Here is an 18,544-nt window from a genome sequence, read left to right as displayed (position 1 = left end):
TTCGGCGAATGTTGTCTTCACAGTATAACCAGATTGCTTGGGGTTATATGGTCAAGTGAAGAAGCGCATACGGTGGATGCCTTGGCAGTCAGAGGCGATGAAAGACGTGGTAGCCTGCGAAAAGCTTCGGGGAGTCGGCAAACAGACTTTGATCCGGAGATGTCTGAATGGGGGAACCCAGCCATCATAAGATGGTTATCTTGTACTGAATACATAGGTGCAAGAAGCGAACCAGGGGAACTGAAACATCTAAGTACCCTGAGGAAAAGAAATCAACCGAGATTCCCTTAGTAGTGGCGAGCGAACGGGGACTAGCCCTTAAGTGGCTTTGAGATTAGCGGAACGCTCTGGAAAGTGCGGCCATAGTGGGTGATAGCCCTGTACGCGAAAATCTCTTAGTCATGAAATCGAGTAGGACGGAGCACGAGAAACTTTGTCTGAATATGGGGGGACCATCCTCCAAGGCTAAATACTACTGACTGACCGATAGTGAACTAGTACCGTGAGGGAAAGGCGAAAAGAACCCCGGAGAGGGGAGTGAAATAGATCCTGAAACCGTATGCGTACAAGCAGTGGGAGCCCACTTTGTTGGGTGACTGCGTACCTTTTGTATAATGGGTCAGCGACTTATTTTCAGTGGCGAGCTTAACCGAATAGGGGAGGCGTAGCGAAAGCGAGTCTTAATAGGGCGTCTAGTCGCTGGGAATAGACCCGAAACCGGGCGATCTATCCATGGGCAGGTTGAAGGTTGGGTAACACTAACTGGAGGACCGAACCGACTACCGTTGAAAAGTTAGCGGATGACCTGTGGATCGGAGTGAAAGGCTAATCAAGCTCGGAGATAGCTGGTTCTCCTCGAAAGCTATTTAGGTAGCGCCTCATGTATCACTGTAGGGGGTAGAGCACTGTTTCGGCTAGGGGGTCATCCCGACTTACCAAACCGATGCAAACTCCGAATACCTACAAGTGCCGAGCATGGGAGACACACGGCGGGTGCTAACGTCCGTCGTGAAAAGGGAAACAACCCAGACCGTCAGCTAAGGTCCCAAAGTTATGGTTAAGTGGGAAACGATGTGGGAAGGCTTAGACAGCTAGGAGGTTGGCTTAGAAGCAGCCACCCTTTAAAGAAAGCGTAATAGCTCACTAGTCGAGTCGGCCTGCGCGGAAGATGTAACGGGGCTCAAACCATACACCGAAGCTACGGGTATCACGTAAGTGATGCGGTAGAGGAGCGTTCTGTAAGCCTGTGAAGGTGAGTTGAGAAGCTTGCTGGAGGTATCAGAAGTGCGAATGCTGACATGAGTAACGACAATGGGTGTGAAAAACACCCACGCCGAAAGACCAAGGTTTCCTGCGCAACGTTAATCGACGCAGGGTTAGTCGGTCCCTAAGGCGAGGCTGAAAAGCGTAGTCGATGGAAAACAGGTTAATATTCCTGTACTTCTGGTTATTGCGATGGAGGGACGGAGAAGGCTAGGCCAGCTTGGCGTTGGTTGTCCAAGTTTAAGGTGGTAGGCTGGAATCTTAGGTAAATCCGGGATTCTAAGGCCGAGAGCTGATGACGAGTTAACTTTTAGTTAACGAAGTGGTTGATGCCATGCTTCCAAGAAAAGCTTCTAAGCTTCAGGTAACCAGGAACCGTACCCCAAACCGACACAGGTGGTTGGGTAGAGAATACCAAGGCGCTTGAGAGAACTCGGGTGAAGGAACTAGGCAAAATGGCACCGTAACTTCGGGAGAAGGTGCGCCGGTGAGGGTGAAGGACTTGCTCCGTAAGCTCATGCCGGTCGAAGATACCAGGCCGCTGCGACTGTTTATTAAAAACACAGCACTCTGCAAACACGAAAGTGGACGTATAGGGTGTGACGCCTGCCCGGTGCCGGAAGGTTAATTGATGGGGTTAGCTAACGCGAAGCTCTTGATCGAAGCCCCGGTAAACGGCGGCCGTAACTATAACGGTCCTAAGGTAGCGAAATTCCTTGTCGGGTAAGTTCCGACCTGCACGAATGGCGTAACGATGGCGGCGCTGTCTCCACCCGAGACTCAGTGAAATTGAAATCGCTGTGAAGATGCAGTGTATCCGCGGCTAGACGGAAAGACCCCGTGAACCTTTACTATAGCTTTGCACTGGACTTTGAATTTGCTTGTGTAGGATAGGTGGGAGGCTTTGAAGCGTGGACGCCAGTCTGCGTGGAGCCAACCTTGAAATACCACCCTGGCAACTTTGAGGTTCTAACTCAGGTCCGTTATCCGGATCGAGGACAGTGTATGGTGGGTAGTTTGACTGGGGCGGTCTCCTCCTAAAGAGTAACGGAGGAGTACGAAGGTGCGCTCAGACCGGTCGGAAATCGGTCGTAGAGTATAAAGGCAAAAGCGCGCTTGACTGCGAGACAGACACGTCGAGCAGGTACGAAAGTAGGTCTTAGTGATCCGGTGGTTCTGTATGGAAGGGCCATCGCTCAACGGATAAAAGGTACTCCGGGGATAACAGGCTGATACCGCCCAAGAGTTCATATCGACGGCGGTGTTTGGCACCTCGATGTCGGCTCATCACATCCTGGGGCTGAAGCCGGTCCCAAGGGTATGGCTGTTCGCCATTTAAAGTGGTACGCGAGCTGGGTTTAGAACGTCGTGAGACAGTTCGGTCCCTATCTGCCGTGGACGTTTGAGATTTGAGAGGGGCTGCTCCTAGTACGAGAGGACCGGAGTGGACGAACCTCTGGTGTTCCGGTTGTCACGCCAGTGGCATTGCCGGGTAGCTATGTTCGGAATAGATAACCGCTGAAAGCATCTAAGCGGGAAACTAGCCTCAAGATGAGATCTCACTGGAACCTTGAGTTCCCTGAAGGGCCGTCGAAGACTACGACGTTGATAGGTTGGGTGTGTAAGCGCTGTGAGGCGTTGAGCTAACCAATACTAATTGCCCGTGAGGCTTGACCATATAACACCCAAGCAATTTGTTTCTCGAAAGAGCATCAGATTGCGGTGTGTGAAGACGAAGATGAACCGAAAGTTCGACGCTCACAAAACACCGAAAGCTGTCACATACCCAATTTGCTGAAGCGAGGCCAACTGGTCGCGACTCAGTACCCGAATTTCTTGACGACCATAGAGCATTGGAACCACCTGATCCCATCCCGAACTCAGCAGTGAAACGATGCATCGCCGATGGTAGTGTGGGGTTTCCCCATGTGAGAGTAGGTCATCGTCAAGATTAAATTCCGAAACCCCTGTTTGCTAACGCAAACAGGGGTTTTGTTTTGGGCGGTTGAAAAGCCGGCTGCCTCTGGGACTCTCGCTTAAATAACGTGCCGTTGGGGAAATCAATGCAAAGTGTTTCTGCATTTTTGGTATGGTGCAGCACATTTTCACAAGGACTGATCGTTACCCGCAGGAGGCGGCGTCGCTATTTTCCAACGAGATGCTGTAGAAATGCCTGAACCGATACCTATCAAAGATCACGAAAAAGAAAACCGCCTGGTCAACAAACGCTTGCTGGCCTGTGCACTGCTAGTGGTAGGCATCACCTGTGCCCTGGTGGGGCGTATGTATTTTCTGCAAGTGGTGCAGTACGACTACCACTCCACGATCTCGGAAAACAATCGGGTTCACGTACTGCCGATCACGCCAACTCGCGGCTTGATCTATGACCGTAATGGTGTAGTCCTGGCCGACAACCGTCCGAGTTACAACCTGACCATCACCCGTGAACGCACCACCGATCTCAAGGGTGAGCTGGACGCGATCGTCAATCTGCTGCATCTGCCTGCCGAAGACCGAGCGATGTTCGATAAGGCGCTTAAGCAGGCTCGTCACCCGTTTGTTCCGGTCACGTTGTTCTATGAGTTGAACGAAGAACAGATCGCCGTTTTGGCCGTCAACGAGTTCCGTCTACCAGGGGTGGACGTCGAGCCCCAGTTTGTCCGCCACTACCCGCTGGGTGCGCACTTTGCCCACTCCATCGGCTATGTCGGCCGCATCAATGAGAAAGAATCCAAGACCCTTGATTCCGTGGAGTACCGCGGTACCCAATCCATCGGTAAAACCGGGATCGAGCGTTTTTACGAGGCCGAGCTGCACGGCCATGTCGGTTATGAAGAGGTCGAGACCAATGCCCAGGGGCGCGTACTACGCGTGCTCAAGCACACCGATCCGATCCCTGGCAAAAACATCGTCCTGAGCCTCGACGTCAAGCTTCAGGAAGCCGCCGAAGAAGCCCTGGGCGACCGGCGTGGTTCGGTCGTGGCTCTGGACCCGCAAACCGGTGAAGTACTGGCTATGGTCAGCAAACCGAGTTTCGATCCGAACCTGTTCGTCACCGGCATCAGCTTCAAGGAATACGCCGCGCTGCACGATTCCATTGATCGGCCGCTGTTCAACCGCGTGCTACGTGGGCTCTATGCGCCGGGTTCAACCATCAAGCCGGAAGTGGCGATCGCGGGTCTCGACAGTGGCGTTGTTACCCCGCAAACCCGGGTGTTCGATCCCGGTTATTACCAGCTGCCGGACTTCGATCACAAATACCGCAACTGGAACCACAGTGGCGACGGTTGGGTAGACATGGACGCCGCCATCATGCGTTCCAACGACACTTACTTCTACGACCTGGCCCACAAGCTAGGCATCGATCGCCTGCACGACTACCTCGCCGAGTTCGGCCTTGGTCAGAAGGTGTCCCTGGACATGTTCGAAGAGTCCGCAGGTCTGATGCCCTCTCAAGCCTGGAAGCGTGCGACCCGTCGCCAGCCCTGGTTCCCAGGCGAAACCGTGATCCTCGGCATCGGCCAGGGCTATATGCAGGTGACGCCGCTGCAACTGGCTCAAGCCACCGCATTGATCGCCAATAAAGGCATCTGGAACCGTCCGCACCTGGCCAAGACCATCAACGGAGTGCCTCCGGTGGATGAGAACCCGATGCCCAACGTAGTCTTAAAAGATCCGCGTGATTGGGAGCAGGTCAACCATGGTATGCAATTGGTGATGCACGACCCACGCGGTATCGCCAGGGCGGCAGCGCAAGGCGCCCAATACCGCATCGCCGGCAAGAGCGGCACCGCCCAGGTAGTGGCGATCAAGCAGGGTGAGCGCTACAACCGCAACAAGACGCTGGAGCGTCATCGCGATAACGCCTTGTTCGTCGGTTTTGCGCCGGCCGAACATCCGAAAATCGTGATTTCCGTCATGATTGAAAACGGTGAGGCCGGAGGCCGTGTGGCTGGGCCGGTAGTGCGGCAAATCATGGATGCCTGGTTGCTTGATCAGGAAGGTCATCTCAAGCCGCAATATGCGACGCCAGCCAAAGCGCCAGGCGACCCACGCGTCTGACTCAGGCCTGCCACTCGACCCAGCGCTCTACGCCGTCATAGGCCAGCCATGGCACCTCATGGGCCATCCAGATATGCGAGGTGGGCCTGACGCCGGGATCATCGTCCAGCGTCGCCACCCGCACGATCACGTGGGGCTGATGCCCCCGTTCGGCAATCAGATGTGAGCCGCAGCGCGAGCAGAAGCGTCGGAGTTTCCCCGGCGAGGATTCAAAGGATGCCAAAAGCTCTTCACCGTGCGTCCAGCGAAAATGCTCGCGCATCACCCCGGCAGTGGCAACAAACGCAGCTGCGTGTGCTTTGCGACAGCTGTCGCAATGGCAGTGGCTGATGGGCATGTCCAGGCTGTCCACCTGATAGCGCACACCTTTGCACAAGCAACTTCCATTCAATGGGTCAGTCATAACCTATGGCCAGGTCAAGGAGGGGGTCATCATCATCGCGCACAATGCAAGGTTGCGCATTGGTCGATGTCGCCTACTGTTCAAAGAAGGAGGTGACTCATGCACGTATTAGATCGAATCGAACGCAAAGTCCTGCTCAATGCATCGCGTAAACAGGTTTGGGAGGCTCTCACGGATGCCGAGCAATTTGGCAGCTGGTTCGGTATCGCGCTCAAGGGCAAAACCTTTGTAGCCGGGCAAACCATCGAAGCGCCAATTACTTACCCAGGTTACGAACATGTAGTCTGGGAGGCCAGGATCGAACGCGTCCTGCCGCAAACCCTGTTCTCTTTCTGGTGGCATCCTTTCGCAGTGGAAGAGGGCGTCGACTACGACAACGAAACACCGACCCTGGTGGAGTTCACCATCGAGGATCGCGCCCCCGGCATCCTGCTGCGGGTTGTCGAATCCGGTTTCGACCAGGTTCCCGAGGCGCGGCGCCAGAAGGCGTTCAAGATGAACTCCCGTGGTTGGGATGAGCAGATGGGCAATATCGAAACCTATCTGAGCGAAACCCGACCAGTATGATGGTGGGAAAGGGGGCAGATCAGCCCCCCAACGTAATCACGTTCTAGAAATCAATCGACGCCGACAACTTCGCCACTCGCGGATCACCCTGGCTCAGGAACCCGCCCTGGGCCGACTCCCAGTATTTCTGGTTGGCGACGTTCTCTACCGTGGCACCCAATGTCACCTCGCGCTTGTCCACGGCGAAGGTGTAGCGCGCACCCACGTCGAAGCGGTTCCAGGCCGGCAGGCTCAGGTTGTTGGCCGCGTCGGCGTACTGCCCGCCGGTGCGCAGCATACGCCCGCTGAGGCTTACGCCTTGCAGGCCGGGCACATCCCAATCCACCCCGGCATTGAGCTGGAATGAGGGTACGCCAATGGCGCGGTTGCCATCGTTGGCGCCGTTGAGGGTACCCTTGAGTTCGGTTTTCATCAGGGTTACCCCGCCCAGCAAGCGCAGGCCGCTGACCGGTTCGCCGAATACGTTGAGCTCGACGCCCTTGTTGATCTGCTGACCTTCCCGCACATAACGGGCGGTGGTGGCGTCGATGGCTTCGGCATAACCCGCGCCGGGCTGCTCGATACGATATACACCCAGGGTCGCGCCATAGGTGCCCATGTCCACTTTGACACCCGCTTCGATCTGCTTGGACCGGGCAGGCGCATAAGCTTGCCCGCCACCGATGACCGTCAGGTTGCCTGATTTGAGCGGCGACGTCGGGCCCTGAGCCAGGCCTTCAATGCGGTTGGCATACAGAGATACGTGCTCCCACGGTTTGAACACAATGCCGTAGACCGGTGTGGTGATCGATTCGTCATAGTTGGCGGTGCGGGTACCGCTCATGTAGTTGTAACTCTGCACCACCATCTGCTGGCGACGTGCACCAACGGTCACTAACAGGCGGTCATCGAAGAACCCCAAGGTGTCGGATACCGCGACGCTGCGCACGAATGTCTTGCCGGTGATGGTCGGATCGCTGAAGTCGGTGCCTGGGGTATTGCGTGGGCTGTTGAGGGCCGGCGGCGCGCCGGTTACGGGGTTGTAGATATTGGTCGGGTTTTTTGCGCTGGCAAATACATAGGCGTTGCGCGCCTCGGTCCAGATGCCTGCCAGGCCGAAGTTAAGCCGATGGCTCACCGGGCCGGTGTGGAACTTGCCATTGAGGCCACCCATGGCACTGGTATTGTTTTCTTCGTGGGCGATAGTCGAGCCGCTGGCGCTGGCATTGCCGAGATTATCGCTCAAGGTCACCGACGAGTAGCGCCCCATTTCACGGCTGTGCTTGGCACCGGTTGCCGCGTAGGCGGTCCAGTTTTCATTCAGGTCATATTCGGCGCGCAGCATCCCCAAGGTGTCTTCAAGGTTGGTACTGCTCCAGCTTGGCGCGTAGTTGGTGTCTGCCGACGGCGCATCCGGCACCTGGGTGATGGTGCCAAGGAACACCGAGTTACGCCCACCGTTGATACGCTGCTTCTGATACACAAAATCACCGGACAGCCGCAACGCATCGCCGCGGTAATCAAGGCCGACGGCAAACAGCTTCGAACGCTGGTTTTCATCATCAATCCCGGTATCGCCTTCGCGCTGGGACAGGTTGACCCGTGCGCCAAACCGGTTGTCTTCGCCGAAGCGCTGGCCAATATCCAAGTGTTCGCCAATCCGCCCATCACTGCTGATGTCGGTACTGAAACGACGCAGTGGCACATCATCGGCGCGCTTGGGTTGCAGGTTCACGCCGCCACCAATCCCCGAGCCGGTGGGGGTGACGCCGTTGATAAAGGCGTTAGGGCCCTTGAATACCTCCACGCGCTCCAAGGCGTCAGTGGAAATGATCTGGCGCGGCAGGACACCGTACAAACCATTATAGGAAATGTCATCGCCATTCAACGGCAGGCCACGAATCATGAACGTCTGTGACTGGTTCGCATACCCCGAGGCCTGGCGCACCGAGGAGTCATTGAGCAACACGTCGCCGACGGTTTCCGCCTGCTGGTCGCGAATCAGCTTTTCGGTGTAGGAGGACATGCTGAAGGGCACATCCATGATGTCCTGGTTGCCCAGCACACCCAGTTGGCCGCCGCGTGCAACCTGGCCACCTGCAAACTCAGGGGGCAGCGCCGTGGGCGCGGGTGCTTGGGCATTGATGTTGGTGGCGCCCAGTTCCAGCACGTTGTCTGCGGCCTCGGGGGTTGCCGCCTGTGCAGCAAGGCTCACGGAGCAGCAAAGGGCGAGCAGGGTCGGGCGAAATGGCGCAGCGAAAAGATTGCAGAGGGGCATGGTCGATCCAGACGGCTAACTTATGAGGAAGGGGGCAGCGACGTTGCGCTTCCTCACTGCGCGGATACGACTCCGGCGCAAATGATAGTGATTATTATTAATGTCCTGCAACAAATTTATTCGATTGCGCACTGCGTGTGCGTTTACCCGACGCGTTTGCCCGGATGCCGAGTAGAATCACGCCCTGAAAGCGATTCCTGAGGTGCGGTACGGTGGATTTACAGCAGGGTTTTGTCCTGACCCGGCATTGGCGCGATACCTCGTTGGGCACGGAGGTCAGTTTCTGGCTGGCCACCGACCACGGGCCTCGGTGTATTCGCCTACCCGTGCAAACCTCGGTGATGTTCATCCCCGAAGTCCATCGCAAGCCGCTTGATTGGCTGCTCAAGGGCGAGCGCGATCTTGAGCTGCGCCCGTTGCAACTCTGCGACTTCCACCATCGCCCGGTCCTGGGCCTCTATGCCCGCCAGCACCGCCAATTGATGGACATCGAAAAGCGCCTGCGCAGCGCCGGGGTCGATGTCTATGAAGGCGATGTGCGACCGCCCGAGCGCTACATGATGGAGCGCTTTATCACAGCTCCCGTGTGGTTTGGCGGCACTGCGGATGCCAGCGGTACCTTGCTGGATGCGCAGATGAAGCCCGCGCCCGACTACCGCCCGCGCTTGAAGCTGGTGTCCCTGGACATCGAAACCACCGCCCAGGGCGATCTGTATTCCATCGCGCTGGAAGGCTGCGGCGAACGCCAGGTGTATATGCTCGGCCCGCCAAACAAAACCGATGCCGTGGACTTCAAGCTCGACTACTGCGACACCCGTGCGCAACTGCTCGAACGCCTCAACCAATGGCTGGCCACCTTTGATCCCGATGCGATCATCGGCTGGAATGTGGTGCAGTTCGACCTGCGCGTCCTGCATGAGCACGCCCAACGTTTGAACGTGCCGCTGTTGTTGGGGCGTGGCGGTGAAGCCATGACCTGGCGCGAGCACGGCAGCCGCAATCACTACTTCGCGGCAGCGGCGGGGCGCTTGATCATCGACGGGATCGAAGCACTGCGCTCGGCGACCTGGAGCTTTGAATCCTTCAGCCTGGAAAACGTCGCACAAACCCTGCTCGGCGAAGGCAAGGACATTTCCACCCCGTACCAGCGCATGGACGAAATCAACCGCATGTTCGCCGAGGACAAGCCCGCCTTGGCGCGCTACAACCTCAAGGACTGTGAGCTGGTCACACGGATTTTTGAAAAGACCGAGTTACTCAAGTTCTTGCTGGAGCGTGCCAGCGTCACTGGCTTGCCGGCCGATCGTAACGGCGGTTCGGTCGCCGCCTTCACCCACTTGTACCTGCCGTTGATGCATCGCCAGGGTTTCGTCGCGCCGAACCTGGGCGACAAACCGCCCCAGGCCAGCCCTGGCGGGTTTGTCATGGACTCACGCCCGGGCCTCTACGAATCGGTGCTGGTGCTGGACTACAAAAGCCTTTACCCATCGATCATCCGCAGCTTCCTGATCGACCCGGTGGGCTTGATCGAAGGCCTCAAGCATCCCGACGATAGCGACTCGGTAGAGGGCTTTCGCGGCGCACGTTTCTCCCGCACCCGGCACTGCCTGCCGTCCATCGTCACTCGCGTATCCGAAGGCCGTGAAGAGGCCAAGCGCGAGCACAACGCGCCGCTGTCCCAAGCCTTGAAAATCATCATGAATGCCTTCTATGGCGTGCTCGGCTCCAGTGGCTGTCGGTTCTTCGATACGCGGTTGGCGTCGTCGATCACCCTGCGTGGGCACCAGATCATGCGCCAGACCCGCGAGCTGGTGGAGGCCCAGGGTTATGAAGTGATCTACGGCGACACCGACTCCACCTTCGTCTGGCTCGGCAGCGCCCATTCTCCGCAGGATGCCAATCGCATCGGCCAGGCGCTGGTGCAGCACGTCAATGATTGGTGGCGCGCCCACCTGAGCACGGAGTACGGCCTGCGAAGTGCTTTGGAGCTGCAATACGAAACCCACTTCAGCCGCTTCCTGATGCCGACCATCCGTGGCGCGGAGGAGGGCAGCAAGAAGCGCTACGCCGGTTTGGTGGTGCGCGACGATGGCAGCGAAGAGATGGTCTACAAAGGCCTGGAAACCGTGCGCAGCGATTGGTCGCCTCTGGCCCGGCAATTCCAGCAGGAACTCTACCGGCGCATCTTCCATCGCCAGCCCCATCAGGACTACATACGCGACTACGTGCGCCGTACCCTGAGCGGCGAGTTCGACGAGTTGCTGATCTACCGCAAGCGCCTGCGCCGCCCCTTGCACGACTATGAACGCAACGTTCCGCCCCATGTGCGCGCGGCACGTTTGGCCGACGAGTACAACGACCGCCTGGGGCGCCCGCGCCAGTACCAGCGCGGTGGCTGGATCAGCTACGTGATCAGCGTCAACGGCCCCGAACCCTTGGAAGTGCGGCAAGCGCCCATCGACTACGACCACTATGTGACCCGGCAATTGCAGCCCGTTGCTGACGCGATCTTGCCGTTTGTGAATGATGACTTCGGTACCCTGGTGGGCGGGCAGATGGGGCTATTCTAGGCAATGGACCACACTGTCCCTATCGCCCATCGCTCAGGAGGCAACGCCCATGTACACACTTTATGGCACCGACGAATCCGGCTCCTGCATGATCGAAATCGCCCTGCAGCGCTGCGCCGTGCCGTGGCATCGCGTGGACGCCAGCTCCTGGCAGGACGGCGAGGGCAGCGACGCTCTTGCACGTATCAATCCACTCAAGCAGATCCCCACCCTGGTCACCCCCAATGGCCAGGTGCTGACCGAAAGCGCCGCTATCCTGATCCACCTGGGCCTGGAGTACCCCAAGGCCGAGTTGCTGGCCGGCGATCGTGCGCAGATCCTGCGCGGGCTGCTGTACATCGCCGCCAATTGCTATTCGGCGATCGGCATCATCGACTACCCGCAACGCTGGTTGGGTAATGCCGATGAGGCGCAGCAAGCGCAACTGGTCAGCGGCACACGGCGCTACCTGCACCAGGCCTGGGTCGTGTTTGCCGATCAGTTTGCCGACCAGCTGTTTACCCCGGGCAATGTGCCGAATGCACTGGGCATCATGGCGGCGGCGGTGTCGCGCTGGGATGACGCGCGCGAGGTGCTCGGCAACCTGGCGCCGGGCTTTGCACAGAGCCTGGAGCGGGTAGACGCCGACCCTGTCGTGGCCCCGGTTTTTGCCCGTCATTGGCCGCAGTGGACGGTCTCGTAACCGGAAGAAACAATGCTCCGGCCACTGTCCAAGCCCTTGCGTAGCGGGCGTCCTGACCTACTCTTCTCAAAGTGATGTAGGAATCATCCTTGAATTTGACTGTCGCAGACATGAAACTCAAGAACCCTGCATGGAATTCAAAGGAGGTGCGCATGCTCATCCGGTCGCTGACCCTGGCTACCTTGATGGCTTTTACGGGGCCGTTGTTGGCCGCTGATGATAATCCGCTCAAGCAGGAGTTGGGCAAGACGCGCCCGCTGGTGGTCGTGGAGCTTGATGCTGGAAACCCGACACTGGCAACGCTGAAGAAACAACTGGAAGAGGCTGCCACCAAGCAGTCCTTCGAAGAGCGCAGCATGGTGTTCTACACCGTCAAGTTCGGTAGCATTGGCGCCGAAGGGGAGAAGTTCGCCAAGGACCCAAAGGACAGCAAAAAGCTCACGCCGCCTGAAACCAACGCGCTGATCCGTGCCCTCAAGCTCGGCGTCGGCAGCGGCACCAAGGTGATCCTGATCGGCAAGGATGGTGAGAAGAAAGTTGAGAAGACCGTCCCGCCGGATACCCTCGACCTGAAGGAATTTTTCAGCACCATCGACCAGATGCCGATGGCCGAGAAAGAAGCGGCTGCTCCGGTTGTGCCAGAACCGGCGCCTGCGCCTGGCAAGAACGCTACCAAAGCGGGTAAGGCAACCAAGCCGGCTGCGCCTCAACAGTTGGATGACTGAGTCCGTGCAGGAGCTGGCTTACCAGCTCCTGCGCAGGCCATTGCGGTGGTGGCTCCAGTTCACTGTTTCCACGGCTTGAACCACCCAGCCAACCCTCCCAATACCAGGGCAGCCGCCAAGGTACTCAAGCCCAGTTGCCACCCATCATTGTGCAGCGGGTGCAATATCACGGCTGCAAAACCCAGTAAAACCGCACTCAGCCCCCATTGCAGCGGCCAGCCCAGTTGCCCAAGCAATTGCTGGCGCTGCATCAGCAGCAGGTTGGTGACGATAACCCCGCCCAACGCCGCCAGGGCGATACCCGGCAAACCCAGAAAGTACGGCAGCAGCACCAACAGCAAAGCGTTGACCCCGCTGCCCAGCAATTCGCAGCGCAAGGGCAGGCGCGTGTCGCCGCTGGCATAGGCGTAGCGGGCGAGCATAGCGTTCCAGGCGCCGAACACCAATGGCGTCGCGAACCAGGCCAGCAGGGCGGGCAGTGGGCTGTCGGCGCTTTGGGCGGGCATCAGCAGATGAATCAGCACCGGGCTGGCGCCGATCAGGCCGAGGGCGGCCGGCAGGCTGAGCAGGGTCGCAGCATCCAGGCCTCGGCGCAGCAGGGCCAGGCGCTGCTGGCCTTGTTCGCCGCTCATCATGCCCAGCAGTACCTGGTTGAGGCTCATCAGGGCGATCAAGGGCAGATTGATCAGTTTGCGTGCAAGGTTGACCCACGTGACGGCGCCTTCCCCCAGGTAACTGGCGATCAATCGCTCAAGCAGCGCCAAACCCTGGCTGGCGACATTGCTGGCCAACAATGGTCCGATGCGCCCCAACAGTTCGCGGCCCGCCAGCTTGTCGCCAGTGACTTGCCACGGCCGCCAGCCGAAAGACCAGACCGGCGCCAGCAGCGGCAGGCACATCAACACACTGCCGGCAAAAAAGCTCATGGCCAGTTCGCCGCTGTCGCTTGCGCTGCCGCGGATAAACAGGTACAGCACCGGCGGCAGGTTGAACAGCAAAGAGCCCAGCCCCGGCAGCACAAAACGCTGGCGTGCCTGCAAGGGAATACTGAACAACCCATGCATCACCAGGCCCGGCGCACAGGCCGCCAGCCAGCGCAAGTTAGCGGCGGCTTCGGCATGGGCTGCGGCGTCCAGGCCGGGGCCGATCAGGCGCACCCACAGCGGCGCGCCCAGCGCCAATACGGCAAACAGGGCCAGGCCTACTCCCAGCAGGCGTGGAGAAAGGCTGGCCAGCCAGGCTTGCTGGCGTTGTGGGTCGCGTTGTTGATAGAGGGGCAGGGCAGCCGCCGCAAGCAAGCCGGCGGCCAGGGTCATGCGCAACGCTTCGGGCAAAAACACCGCCACCAGAAACCCGTCGCTGCGGCTACCTGCGCCCCAGGCCGCCACCAGCAGCCATTCGCGGGCAAAACCGGCGACCAGCCCGGCGAGGGTCGCGACGGTCAGCCAGAGCGTGCTGCCGAACATCAGTGGAACAGGGTGAACAGGCCCTTGCCACCCACCTTATAGTTCAGAGCATGGCAACGTTCGCCCATGATTTTGGCCCCGGAACCGCCAATGATTTTATAGGGGGCCACAGCCTTGGCCACCACGGTATTGGCGCTGATCACCGAACCATGACCCAGGTGCGTGCCGTAGCCGATCAACGCCCGGCTGCCGATCCACACATAGTCGTCGATGTAGATCGGCCCGGAAATCGACCAGAACTCCGGTGCCTGCAAATCATGACTGCCGGCGATGATCAGCACGTGGGAGGCAATCGCCACGTGGTTGCCGATCACCAGCCCGGCGCGGGCGTCTACTTGGCAATGCCAACCGATCACCGTATCGTCACCGACTCTCAAGTTGTGGATGCCCAACACTTCGGTGTTACGCCACAAGCTTGTGCCCTTGCCGATCTTCGCGCCGCCCAGGCGCAGCCAGGCAATGCGCACATGGTGGCTGGGGATCTTGTTGATCAAAATGTTGTAGGCCATGTCCCAGGCGTTGCGCCAGCGATCCTTGATCGTTGCCCAGTTTTTGCCATAGCGCGGCAACAGCTTGCCCGGCAGGTCCTGTTTCATACGGCGGAACAAAAGGCGGGCCACCGGGTGCTCAAGGGCGGGTTCCAGGTCGATGGAGTTTATCCAGAAGCGCTTGTTGTCGCCTTCGCCCTCTTCAAACACCACGTCGTTGGCCAGGCACCAGTCCAGCGCCTCTTCCAGGTCCGGCAGGCTCACGCCCAGTTCAGCGGCCAGTGTGGGGAGGCGATCGCGCAAATCGGTGGAGTGAATCATCCGGTGCTTCATGGTTGGTTATCCTTTGGCGCAATAGCAGCAACAGGGGCGGTAATGGAGGGGCGCAGACGCACCTGTTGCAGGCTCATGCCCATCAACAGCCAGAACAGCGCGATCAGTACAAAGGTGAAGCTGAAATAGTGGTCGAAAATCCCCGTCAACAGCGCTGCCATCACGCCGCAGATACACCCCAGCCACAGGGCGTTGTCGGCGGTGACCTTGCGCACCTGGCCCAGGGGGCGCACTTCACGCCACCACAACACCGTGACGGTGATAAACAACAGCATCCCCGGAATGCCGACCTTGTAGATGAAGTTCAGCCACAGGTTGGAGATGCCCAACAGGTTGGTGCCGGGTACGGGTGGGTCGATCTTGAAGCCGATCCCCAGGGGGTATGTCGACATGGCCTCGGGGAATCTTGCGTACTCGTCGAAGCGGATTTCGGTACTGGCATTGGTGGACGAGAAGATGGTCAGCAAGCGCTCCTGCAACGGCGGATAGAACATCACCAGCGCAACCCCAAACGCCACGCCGATACCGATGATGCGCCCGCTGTTGGGTACGCGCTTATAGGTCAGCCAGATCAGCACCAGCGCCAGGGCCACGATGGCGCCACGGGAAATACTCAGCAGCAGGCCGGCGCAACCCAGCACCGCCACCGCCAGGCCCAGCGCCCGGCGCCAGCCGCTGCGGGTCCAGCCGTAGAACAGCGCCAGGGGGATAAACAGCACCAGCACGCCACCCGTCAGGTTTGGGTGCACCCAGGGCGAGGCCATGCGCGTGTAGTTGGCGGAAAAAATATCCTTCACCGCTTCCGGGTGGGCGTACTTGAGGTCGGTGAGCACCTCGATCATCGACATGGCGTTGCGCGTTTTCAAAAACATGAAAATCGACAGCAACAGCATCGCCAGGTTGCCCAGCAGCAGGGCGACCACCACCTTGTCGCGGTCGGCGTCGGTGCGCAGCAGCAACGGCACGATAAACAGCAACGACAGGTTCATCAGCCAGCGTACCCAGTTCACCGGCCCGTTGCCTTCGGCATGGATGATGACCATGCCCCAGATAAACGGAATAGTGCTGAACAGCATCAACCACATCAGCGCGCGCTCGGTCGGACGCCACAGGATCAAGCCGCGGGTCTTGCCGATAAACGATTGCCAGAACACCCCGACCCAGGTCAGCCCCAACACGGCTTCGCTGATGGTGGTGCGGATCCCCAGTTCCAACGTGGTGTAGGGAATGCTGGTGGCCAACACCGCGAAAATCAGCAAGCCCCACAGGGGAAAGCGGATCAGGGTCAAGGCCACACCCGCGCCGGCCACGACCAGCAAGGCCTTGATCGGCGACAGGGCCAACAGCAAAATGCCGAAGACCAGGCCCAGGAGCAGACTGATGAGTTTTCCTGGCAGCATTAGCGGTCCAATTCCTTGAGCAAAGTATCCAGGCGCGAGCGATAGGCCGGTTCGGCAAATTGCCGGGCCCAGGCGCGCTGCGTTTCGGCGTCTGCCGTGTCGCCCGCGGTTGCCAGTTGCTGCATGACGTTCTGCAATTGCCTGGCATCGTGTGGGTCGAAGCGCGGGGCGCCGGGCGGCGCGACTTCATCCAGGGCGGAACCGCGTGCCACCGCCACCGGCGTGCCCACACTCAAAGCTTCCACCACCGGCAGGCCAAAGCCCTCGGCATAAGACGGCTGCCATAGGCAGTCGGTATGACGGTAGAGGGCTTGCAGTTGGCCGTCGGATAAACCGCTGCACCAGTGCAGGCCCGGCAGTTCGCCAAGGGCGGACGGTACATCGCTGGCGTGGCCCACCAGCACCAGGTCCGGCACCTCAGGGTTCGCCGCACGGCAGGCCTGCCATTGACGCAGGAAAAATGCCATGTTCTTGCGCGGCTCCCGTGTGCCCACCACCAGCCAGTAACGCGCCGGCAGGTTGTCTGGCAGCGGCTCTGGCGCTGCATTCAATTCGGGCACCAGGTTGCTCAACACCCGGAACTTGGCCCGGGCCCAGGGGAATACGCGGGCGGCTTCGTTGCAGGAAAACTGCGAAGGGCACCACACCCGGTCAGCCTGCCACACCGACCAGGCAATCGAGGCGCCGTCGATCAAACGATAGGCCAGGGCCTTGAGCCTGGAGCGATGGAAGTTACGCTGAGTCAGCTGAAACAGGTCATGCAGCACCAGGACATAACGGGTGCCGGCGGGTTTGCGGCACAGCGGCAAGCCCATATTGGCCGTGGCGATGTGCAGGTCGATCTGTTGCTCGTGCAGGGCTCTGGGCAAAAATTTGCGCTCGAACCGCAAGCGTACCTGCGGCCGTTGCAGGCCATCCAGCGGGCTGGCCCAGGGTGGGCAAATGGCGGTCTGGCGTTGCGGGTGGTCCAGGGGCGCCTCAGTGAACAGCACCACCTCGGTGTTGCCCCGCGCGCGCAGGGCATCTTCCAGCGCCAGGACCTGGCGGGCGATGCCCGACGAGGGCGCAACCGTGGCGGGGCGATAGTCCAGGGCTACGCGCATGGCTGAGACTCCTTAGAGGCGATCAAGGTGCGGTAGATGTGCTCCAGTTCGTCACCGGCCACCGCCCAGTCGTGGTAGTGCCGCGCATAATCGCGTGCCGCATCGGCCAGTTGCCGGGCCAGCAGCGGCTGATCCAGCAGACGCACGATGGCGTCGGCCAGGGCCTCGGCGCTTTCGCCCGCGAGGTAATGCGCCTGTGGTTGCACCGCCAAACCGGAAACACCCTGGGCCGTGCTGACCAGCGGCAAGCCGGCGGCCATTGCCTCCAGCACCTTGAGCTTGGAGCCGCCGCCATGGCGCAACGCGGCGACAAAACCGGCGCAGCGCCGTTGCAGGGCGCACAGATCAGGAACAAACCCCAGCCACTCGACACGTTCATCCGGCCAACGGTCGCGCCAGTGTTCGGGCAAGCCGTAACCGGCCACCGCCAGGCGCGCGTTCGGACACTGCAGCCAGACCCGGGGGAATATCTCTTCAAGCAACCACTGCACAGCGTCCAGGTTCGGTGCGTATTCGTAATTGCCGACAAACAACAAACGCTGGCTCTGCGTATCGGCACTGACCTGGGCGAAGGCACGGCTGTCGACGCCATTGACTACCACGCTTACCGGCGTTGCAGTCAACGGCCGCATGGCCTGGGCGTCCGCGTCGGTCACCGCGATCACATGGGCGGCGGCATCGAACGCCTTGCGCTCCCATTGCCGGCAGCGCCATTGGTCGTACTGCACGAACGGCGCAGCCCACTTGGGAAAACGGTCATAAGTGGCGCCGCCCAGGCTTGATTCCAGGTTGTGCTCGGTCAGCACAAACTCGCGCTGGCGCTGCTGCAAGGTGCGCAGAAACGGTTGCAGGCTGTAGCTGTGTTCCACTTGAATCACGTCCCAGCGCTCGTTCAACAGTTGCGCAAATTGGGCTTGCAACGGTGCCGACAGGCCGTTGACCGTGGTCAACAGCGGCCATGGTGCGAATACACCCGCGAGCAGGGTCATCGGGTGTTTCAGCGGCCGGCGCGGCACCACGATCAGGCGTTCGAGCAACGGTTCAAGGGCTGCGTGCACCGCGTCATCGGCCGGTGTCTTCGATTGCGCCAGCAGCGTGATGCGATGCCCGCGCTCACTCAAGGTGCGCAGCAAATGATACTGCCGGGTCTTGCCGCCGCTGGTGGTCGGCCAAGGCAGGTAGGGCACAATCCATAGGATTCTCATGTACAGCTCTCCATGCCCGG

At 59.6% G+C, this 18,544-nt stretch carries 12 protein-coding genes and 2 rRNA genes; 7 read left to right on the top strand and 7 right to left on the bottom strand.

Going from position 1 to position 18,544, the window contains the following annotated elements:
- Positions 1-49 precede the first annotated feature (49 nt).
- The 3 genes from QMK52_RS25145 to mrdA all read left to right on the top strand — a co-directional run bounded on the left by QMK52_RS25145 (position 50) and on the right by mrdA (position 5,325).
- A 23S ribosomal RNA gene (locus QMK52_RS25145) occupies positions 50-2,941 on the top strand.
- A 157-nt stretch (positions 2,942-3,098) separates the two neighbouring features.
- A 5S ribosomal RNA gene (rrf, locus tag QMK52_RS25140) occupies positions 3,099-3,214 on the top strand.
- A 218-nt stretch (positions 3,215-3,432) separates the two neighbouring features.
- On the top strand, positions 3,433-5,325 hold the full coding sequence (mrdA, locus tag QMK52_RS25135) for a penicillin-binding protein 2 (protein WP_005786773.1): 1,893 nt from the start codon (positions 3,433-3,435) through the stop codon (positions 5,323-5,325).
- Between the two features lies 1 nt (position 5,326).
- Here the strand turns inward: mrdA and QMK52_RS25130 are convergent, their stop codons facing one another.
- Positions 5,327-5,728, bottom strand: a complete 402-nt coding sequence (locus tag QMK52_RS25130; protein WP_005786775.1) for a GFA family protein — start codon at positions 5,726-5,728, stop codon at positions 5,327-5,329.
- Between the two features lie 99 nt (positions 5,729-5,827).
- Here QMK52_RS25130 and QMK52_RS25125 point away from each other — a divergent pair, with 99 nt between their 5' ends.
- A complete protein-coding gene (locus QMK52_RS25125) occupies positions 5,828-6,295 on the top strand; it encodes an SRPBCC family protein (protein WP_194440390.1) in 468 nt (155 codons plus the stop codon).
- Between the two features lie 43 nt (positions 6,296-6,338).
- Here the strand turns inward: QMK52_RS25125 and QMK52_RS25120 are convergent, their stop codons facing one another.
- Positions 6,339-8,552, bottom strand: a complete 2,214-nt coding sequence (locus QMK52_RS25120; protein WP_005786778.1) for a TonB-dependent receptor — start codon at positions 8,550-8,552, stop codon at positions 6,339-6,341.
- A 212-nt stretch (positions 8,553-8,764) separates the two neighbouring features.
- Here QMK52_RS25120 and QMK52_RS25115 point away from each other — a divergent pair, with 212 nt between their 5' ends.
- The 3 genes from QMK52_RS25115 (at position 8,765) to QMK52_RS25105 (ending at position 12,529) form a co-directional block, all read left to right on the top strand.
- The gene (locus QMK52_RS25115) at positions 8,765-11,122 is read left to right on the top strand and encodes a DNA polymerase II (RefSeq protein ID WP_194440391.1); all 2,358 of its coding nucleotides are present in this window, start codon (positions 8,765-8,767) and stop codon (positions 11,120-11,122) included.
- A gap of 49 nt (positions 11,123-11,171) precedes the next feature.
- Positions 11,172-11,804 carry a glutathione S-transferase family protein gene (locus tag QMK52_RS25110; RefSeq protein ID WP_005786781.1) on the top strand — a complete coding sequence of 211 codons (633 nt, stop codon included), beginning with the start codon at positions 11,172-11,174 and terminating at the stop codon, positions 11,802-11,804.
- Positions 11,805-11,956: 152 nt separating this feature from the next.
- Complete coding sequence (locus QMK52_RS25105) at positions 11,957-12,529, top strand: DUF4174 domain-containing protein (RefSeq protein WP_005786783.1); 573 nt, start codon at positions 11,957-11,959, stop codon at positions 12,527-12,529.
- A 59-nt stretch (positions 12,530-12,588) separates the two neighbouring features.
- On the opposite strand, the gene QMK52_RS25100 is transcribed toward QMK52_RS25105, so the two are convergent.
- The 5 genes from QMK52_RS25100 to QMK52_RS25080 are packed head-to-tail and all read right to left on the bottom strand — an operon-like array spanning position 12,589 to position 18,524.
- On the bottom strand, positions 12,589-13,995 hold the full coding sequence (locus QMK52_RS25100) for a lipid II flippase MurJ (RefSeq protein ID WP_194440393.1): 1,407 nt from the start codon (positions 13,993-13,995) through the stop codon (positions 12,589-12,591).
- Positions 13,995-14,816, bottom strand: a complete 822-nt coding sequence (locus QMK52_RS25095) for an acyltransferase (RefSeq protein WP_320403610.1) — start codon at positions 14,814-14,816, stop codon at positions 13,995-13,997. Before QMK52_RS25095 ends, QMK52_RS25100 begins: the two co-directional genes overlap by 1 nt.
- Complete coding sequence (locus QMK52_RS25090; RefSeq protein ID WP_005786790.1) at positions 14,813-16,216, bottom strand: O-antigen ligase family protein; 1,404 nt, start codon at positions 16,214-16,216, stop codon at positions 14,813-14,815. Before QMK52_RS25090 ends, QMK52_RS25095 begins: the two co-directional genes overlap by 4 nt.
- The gene (locus tag QMK52_RS25085) at positions 16,216-17,319 is read right to left on the bottom strand and encodes a glycosyltransferase family 4 protein (RefSeq protein ID WP_005786792.1); all 1,104 of its coding nucleotides are present in this window, start codon (positions 17,317-17,319) and stop codon (positions 16,216-16,218) included. Before QMK52_RS25085 ends, QMK52_RS25090 begins: the two co-directional genes overlap by 1 nt.
- Complete coding sequence (locus QMK52_RS25080; protein ID WP_005786794.1) at positions 17,310-18,524, bottom strand: glycosyltransferase family 4 protein; 1,215 nt, start codon at positions 18,522-18,524, stop codon at positions 17,310-17,312. The genes QMK52_RS25085 and QMK52_RS25080 overlap by 10 nt, the downstream gene beginning before the upstream one ends.
- Positions 18,525-18,544: the final 20 nt, after the last annotated feature.

Source organism: Pseudomonas sp. P9_2 (assembly GCF_034008255.1).
Taxonomy (GTDB): domain Bacteria; phylum Pseudomonadota; class Gammaproteobacteria; order Pseudomonadales; family Pseudomonadaceae; genus Aquipseudomonas; species Aquipseudomonas synxantha_A.
Note: the sequence above shows the minus strand (reverse complement) of the source record. Positions and strands in the feature narration are given on the sequence as shown.

Coding starts and splice junctions, on each gene's coding strand:
- mrdA (WP_005786773.1), top strand. CDS start 3,433: ATGCCTGAACCGATACCTATCAAAGATCACGAAAAAGAAAACCGCCTG.
- QMK52_RS25130 (WP_005786775.1), bottom strand. CDS start 5,728: ATGACTGACCCATTGAATGGAAGTTGCTTGTGCAAAGGTGTGCGCTAT.
- QMK52_RS25125 (WP_194440390.1), top strand. CDS start 5,828: ATGCACGTATTAGATCGAATCGAACGCAAAGTCCTGCTCAATGCATCG.
- QMK52_RS25120 (WP_005786778.1), bottom strand. CDS start 8,552: ATGCCCCTCTGCAATCTTTTCGCTGCGCCATTTCGCCCGACCCTGCTC.
- QMK52_RS25110 (WP_005786781.1), top strand. CDS start 11,172: ATGTACACACTTTATGGCACCGACGAATCCGGCTCCTGCATGATCGAA.
- QMK52_RS25105 (WP_005786783.1), top strand. CDS start 11,957: ATGCTCATCCGGTCGCTGACCCTGGCTACCTTGATGGCTTTTACGGGG.
- QMK52_RS25100 (WP_194440393.1), bottom strand. CDS start 13,995: ATGTTCGGCAGCACGCTCTGGCTGACCGTCGCGACCCTCGCCGGGCTG.
- QMK52_RS25095 (WP_320403610.1), bottom strand. CDS start 14,816: ATGAAGCACCGGATGATTCACTCCACCGATTTGCGCGATCGCCTCCCC.
- QMK52_RS25090 (WP_005786790.1), bottom strand. CDS start 16,216: ATGCTGCCAGGAAAACTCATCAGTCTGCTCCTGGGCCTGGTCTTCGGC.
- QMK52_RS25085 (WP_005786792.1), bottom strand. CDS start 17,319: ATGCGCGTAGCCCTGGACTATCGCCCCGCCACGGTTGCGCCCTCGTCG.
- QMK52_RS25080 (WP_005786794.1), bottom strand. CDS start 18,524: ATGAGAATCCTATGGATTGTGCCCTACCTGCCTTGGCCGACCACCAGC.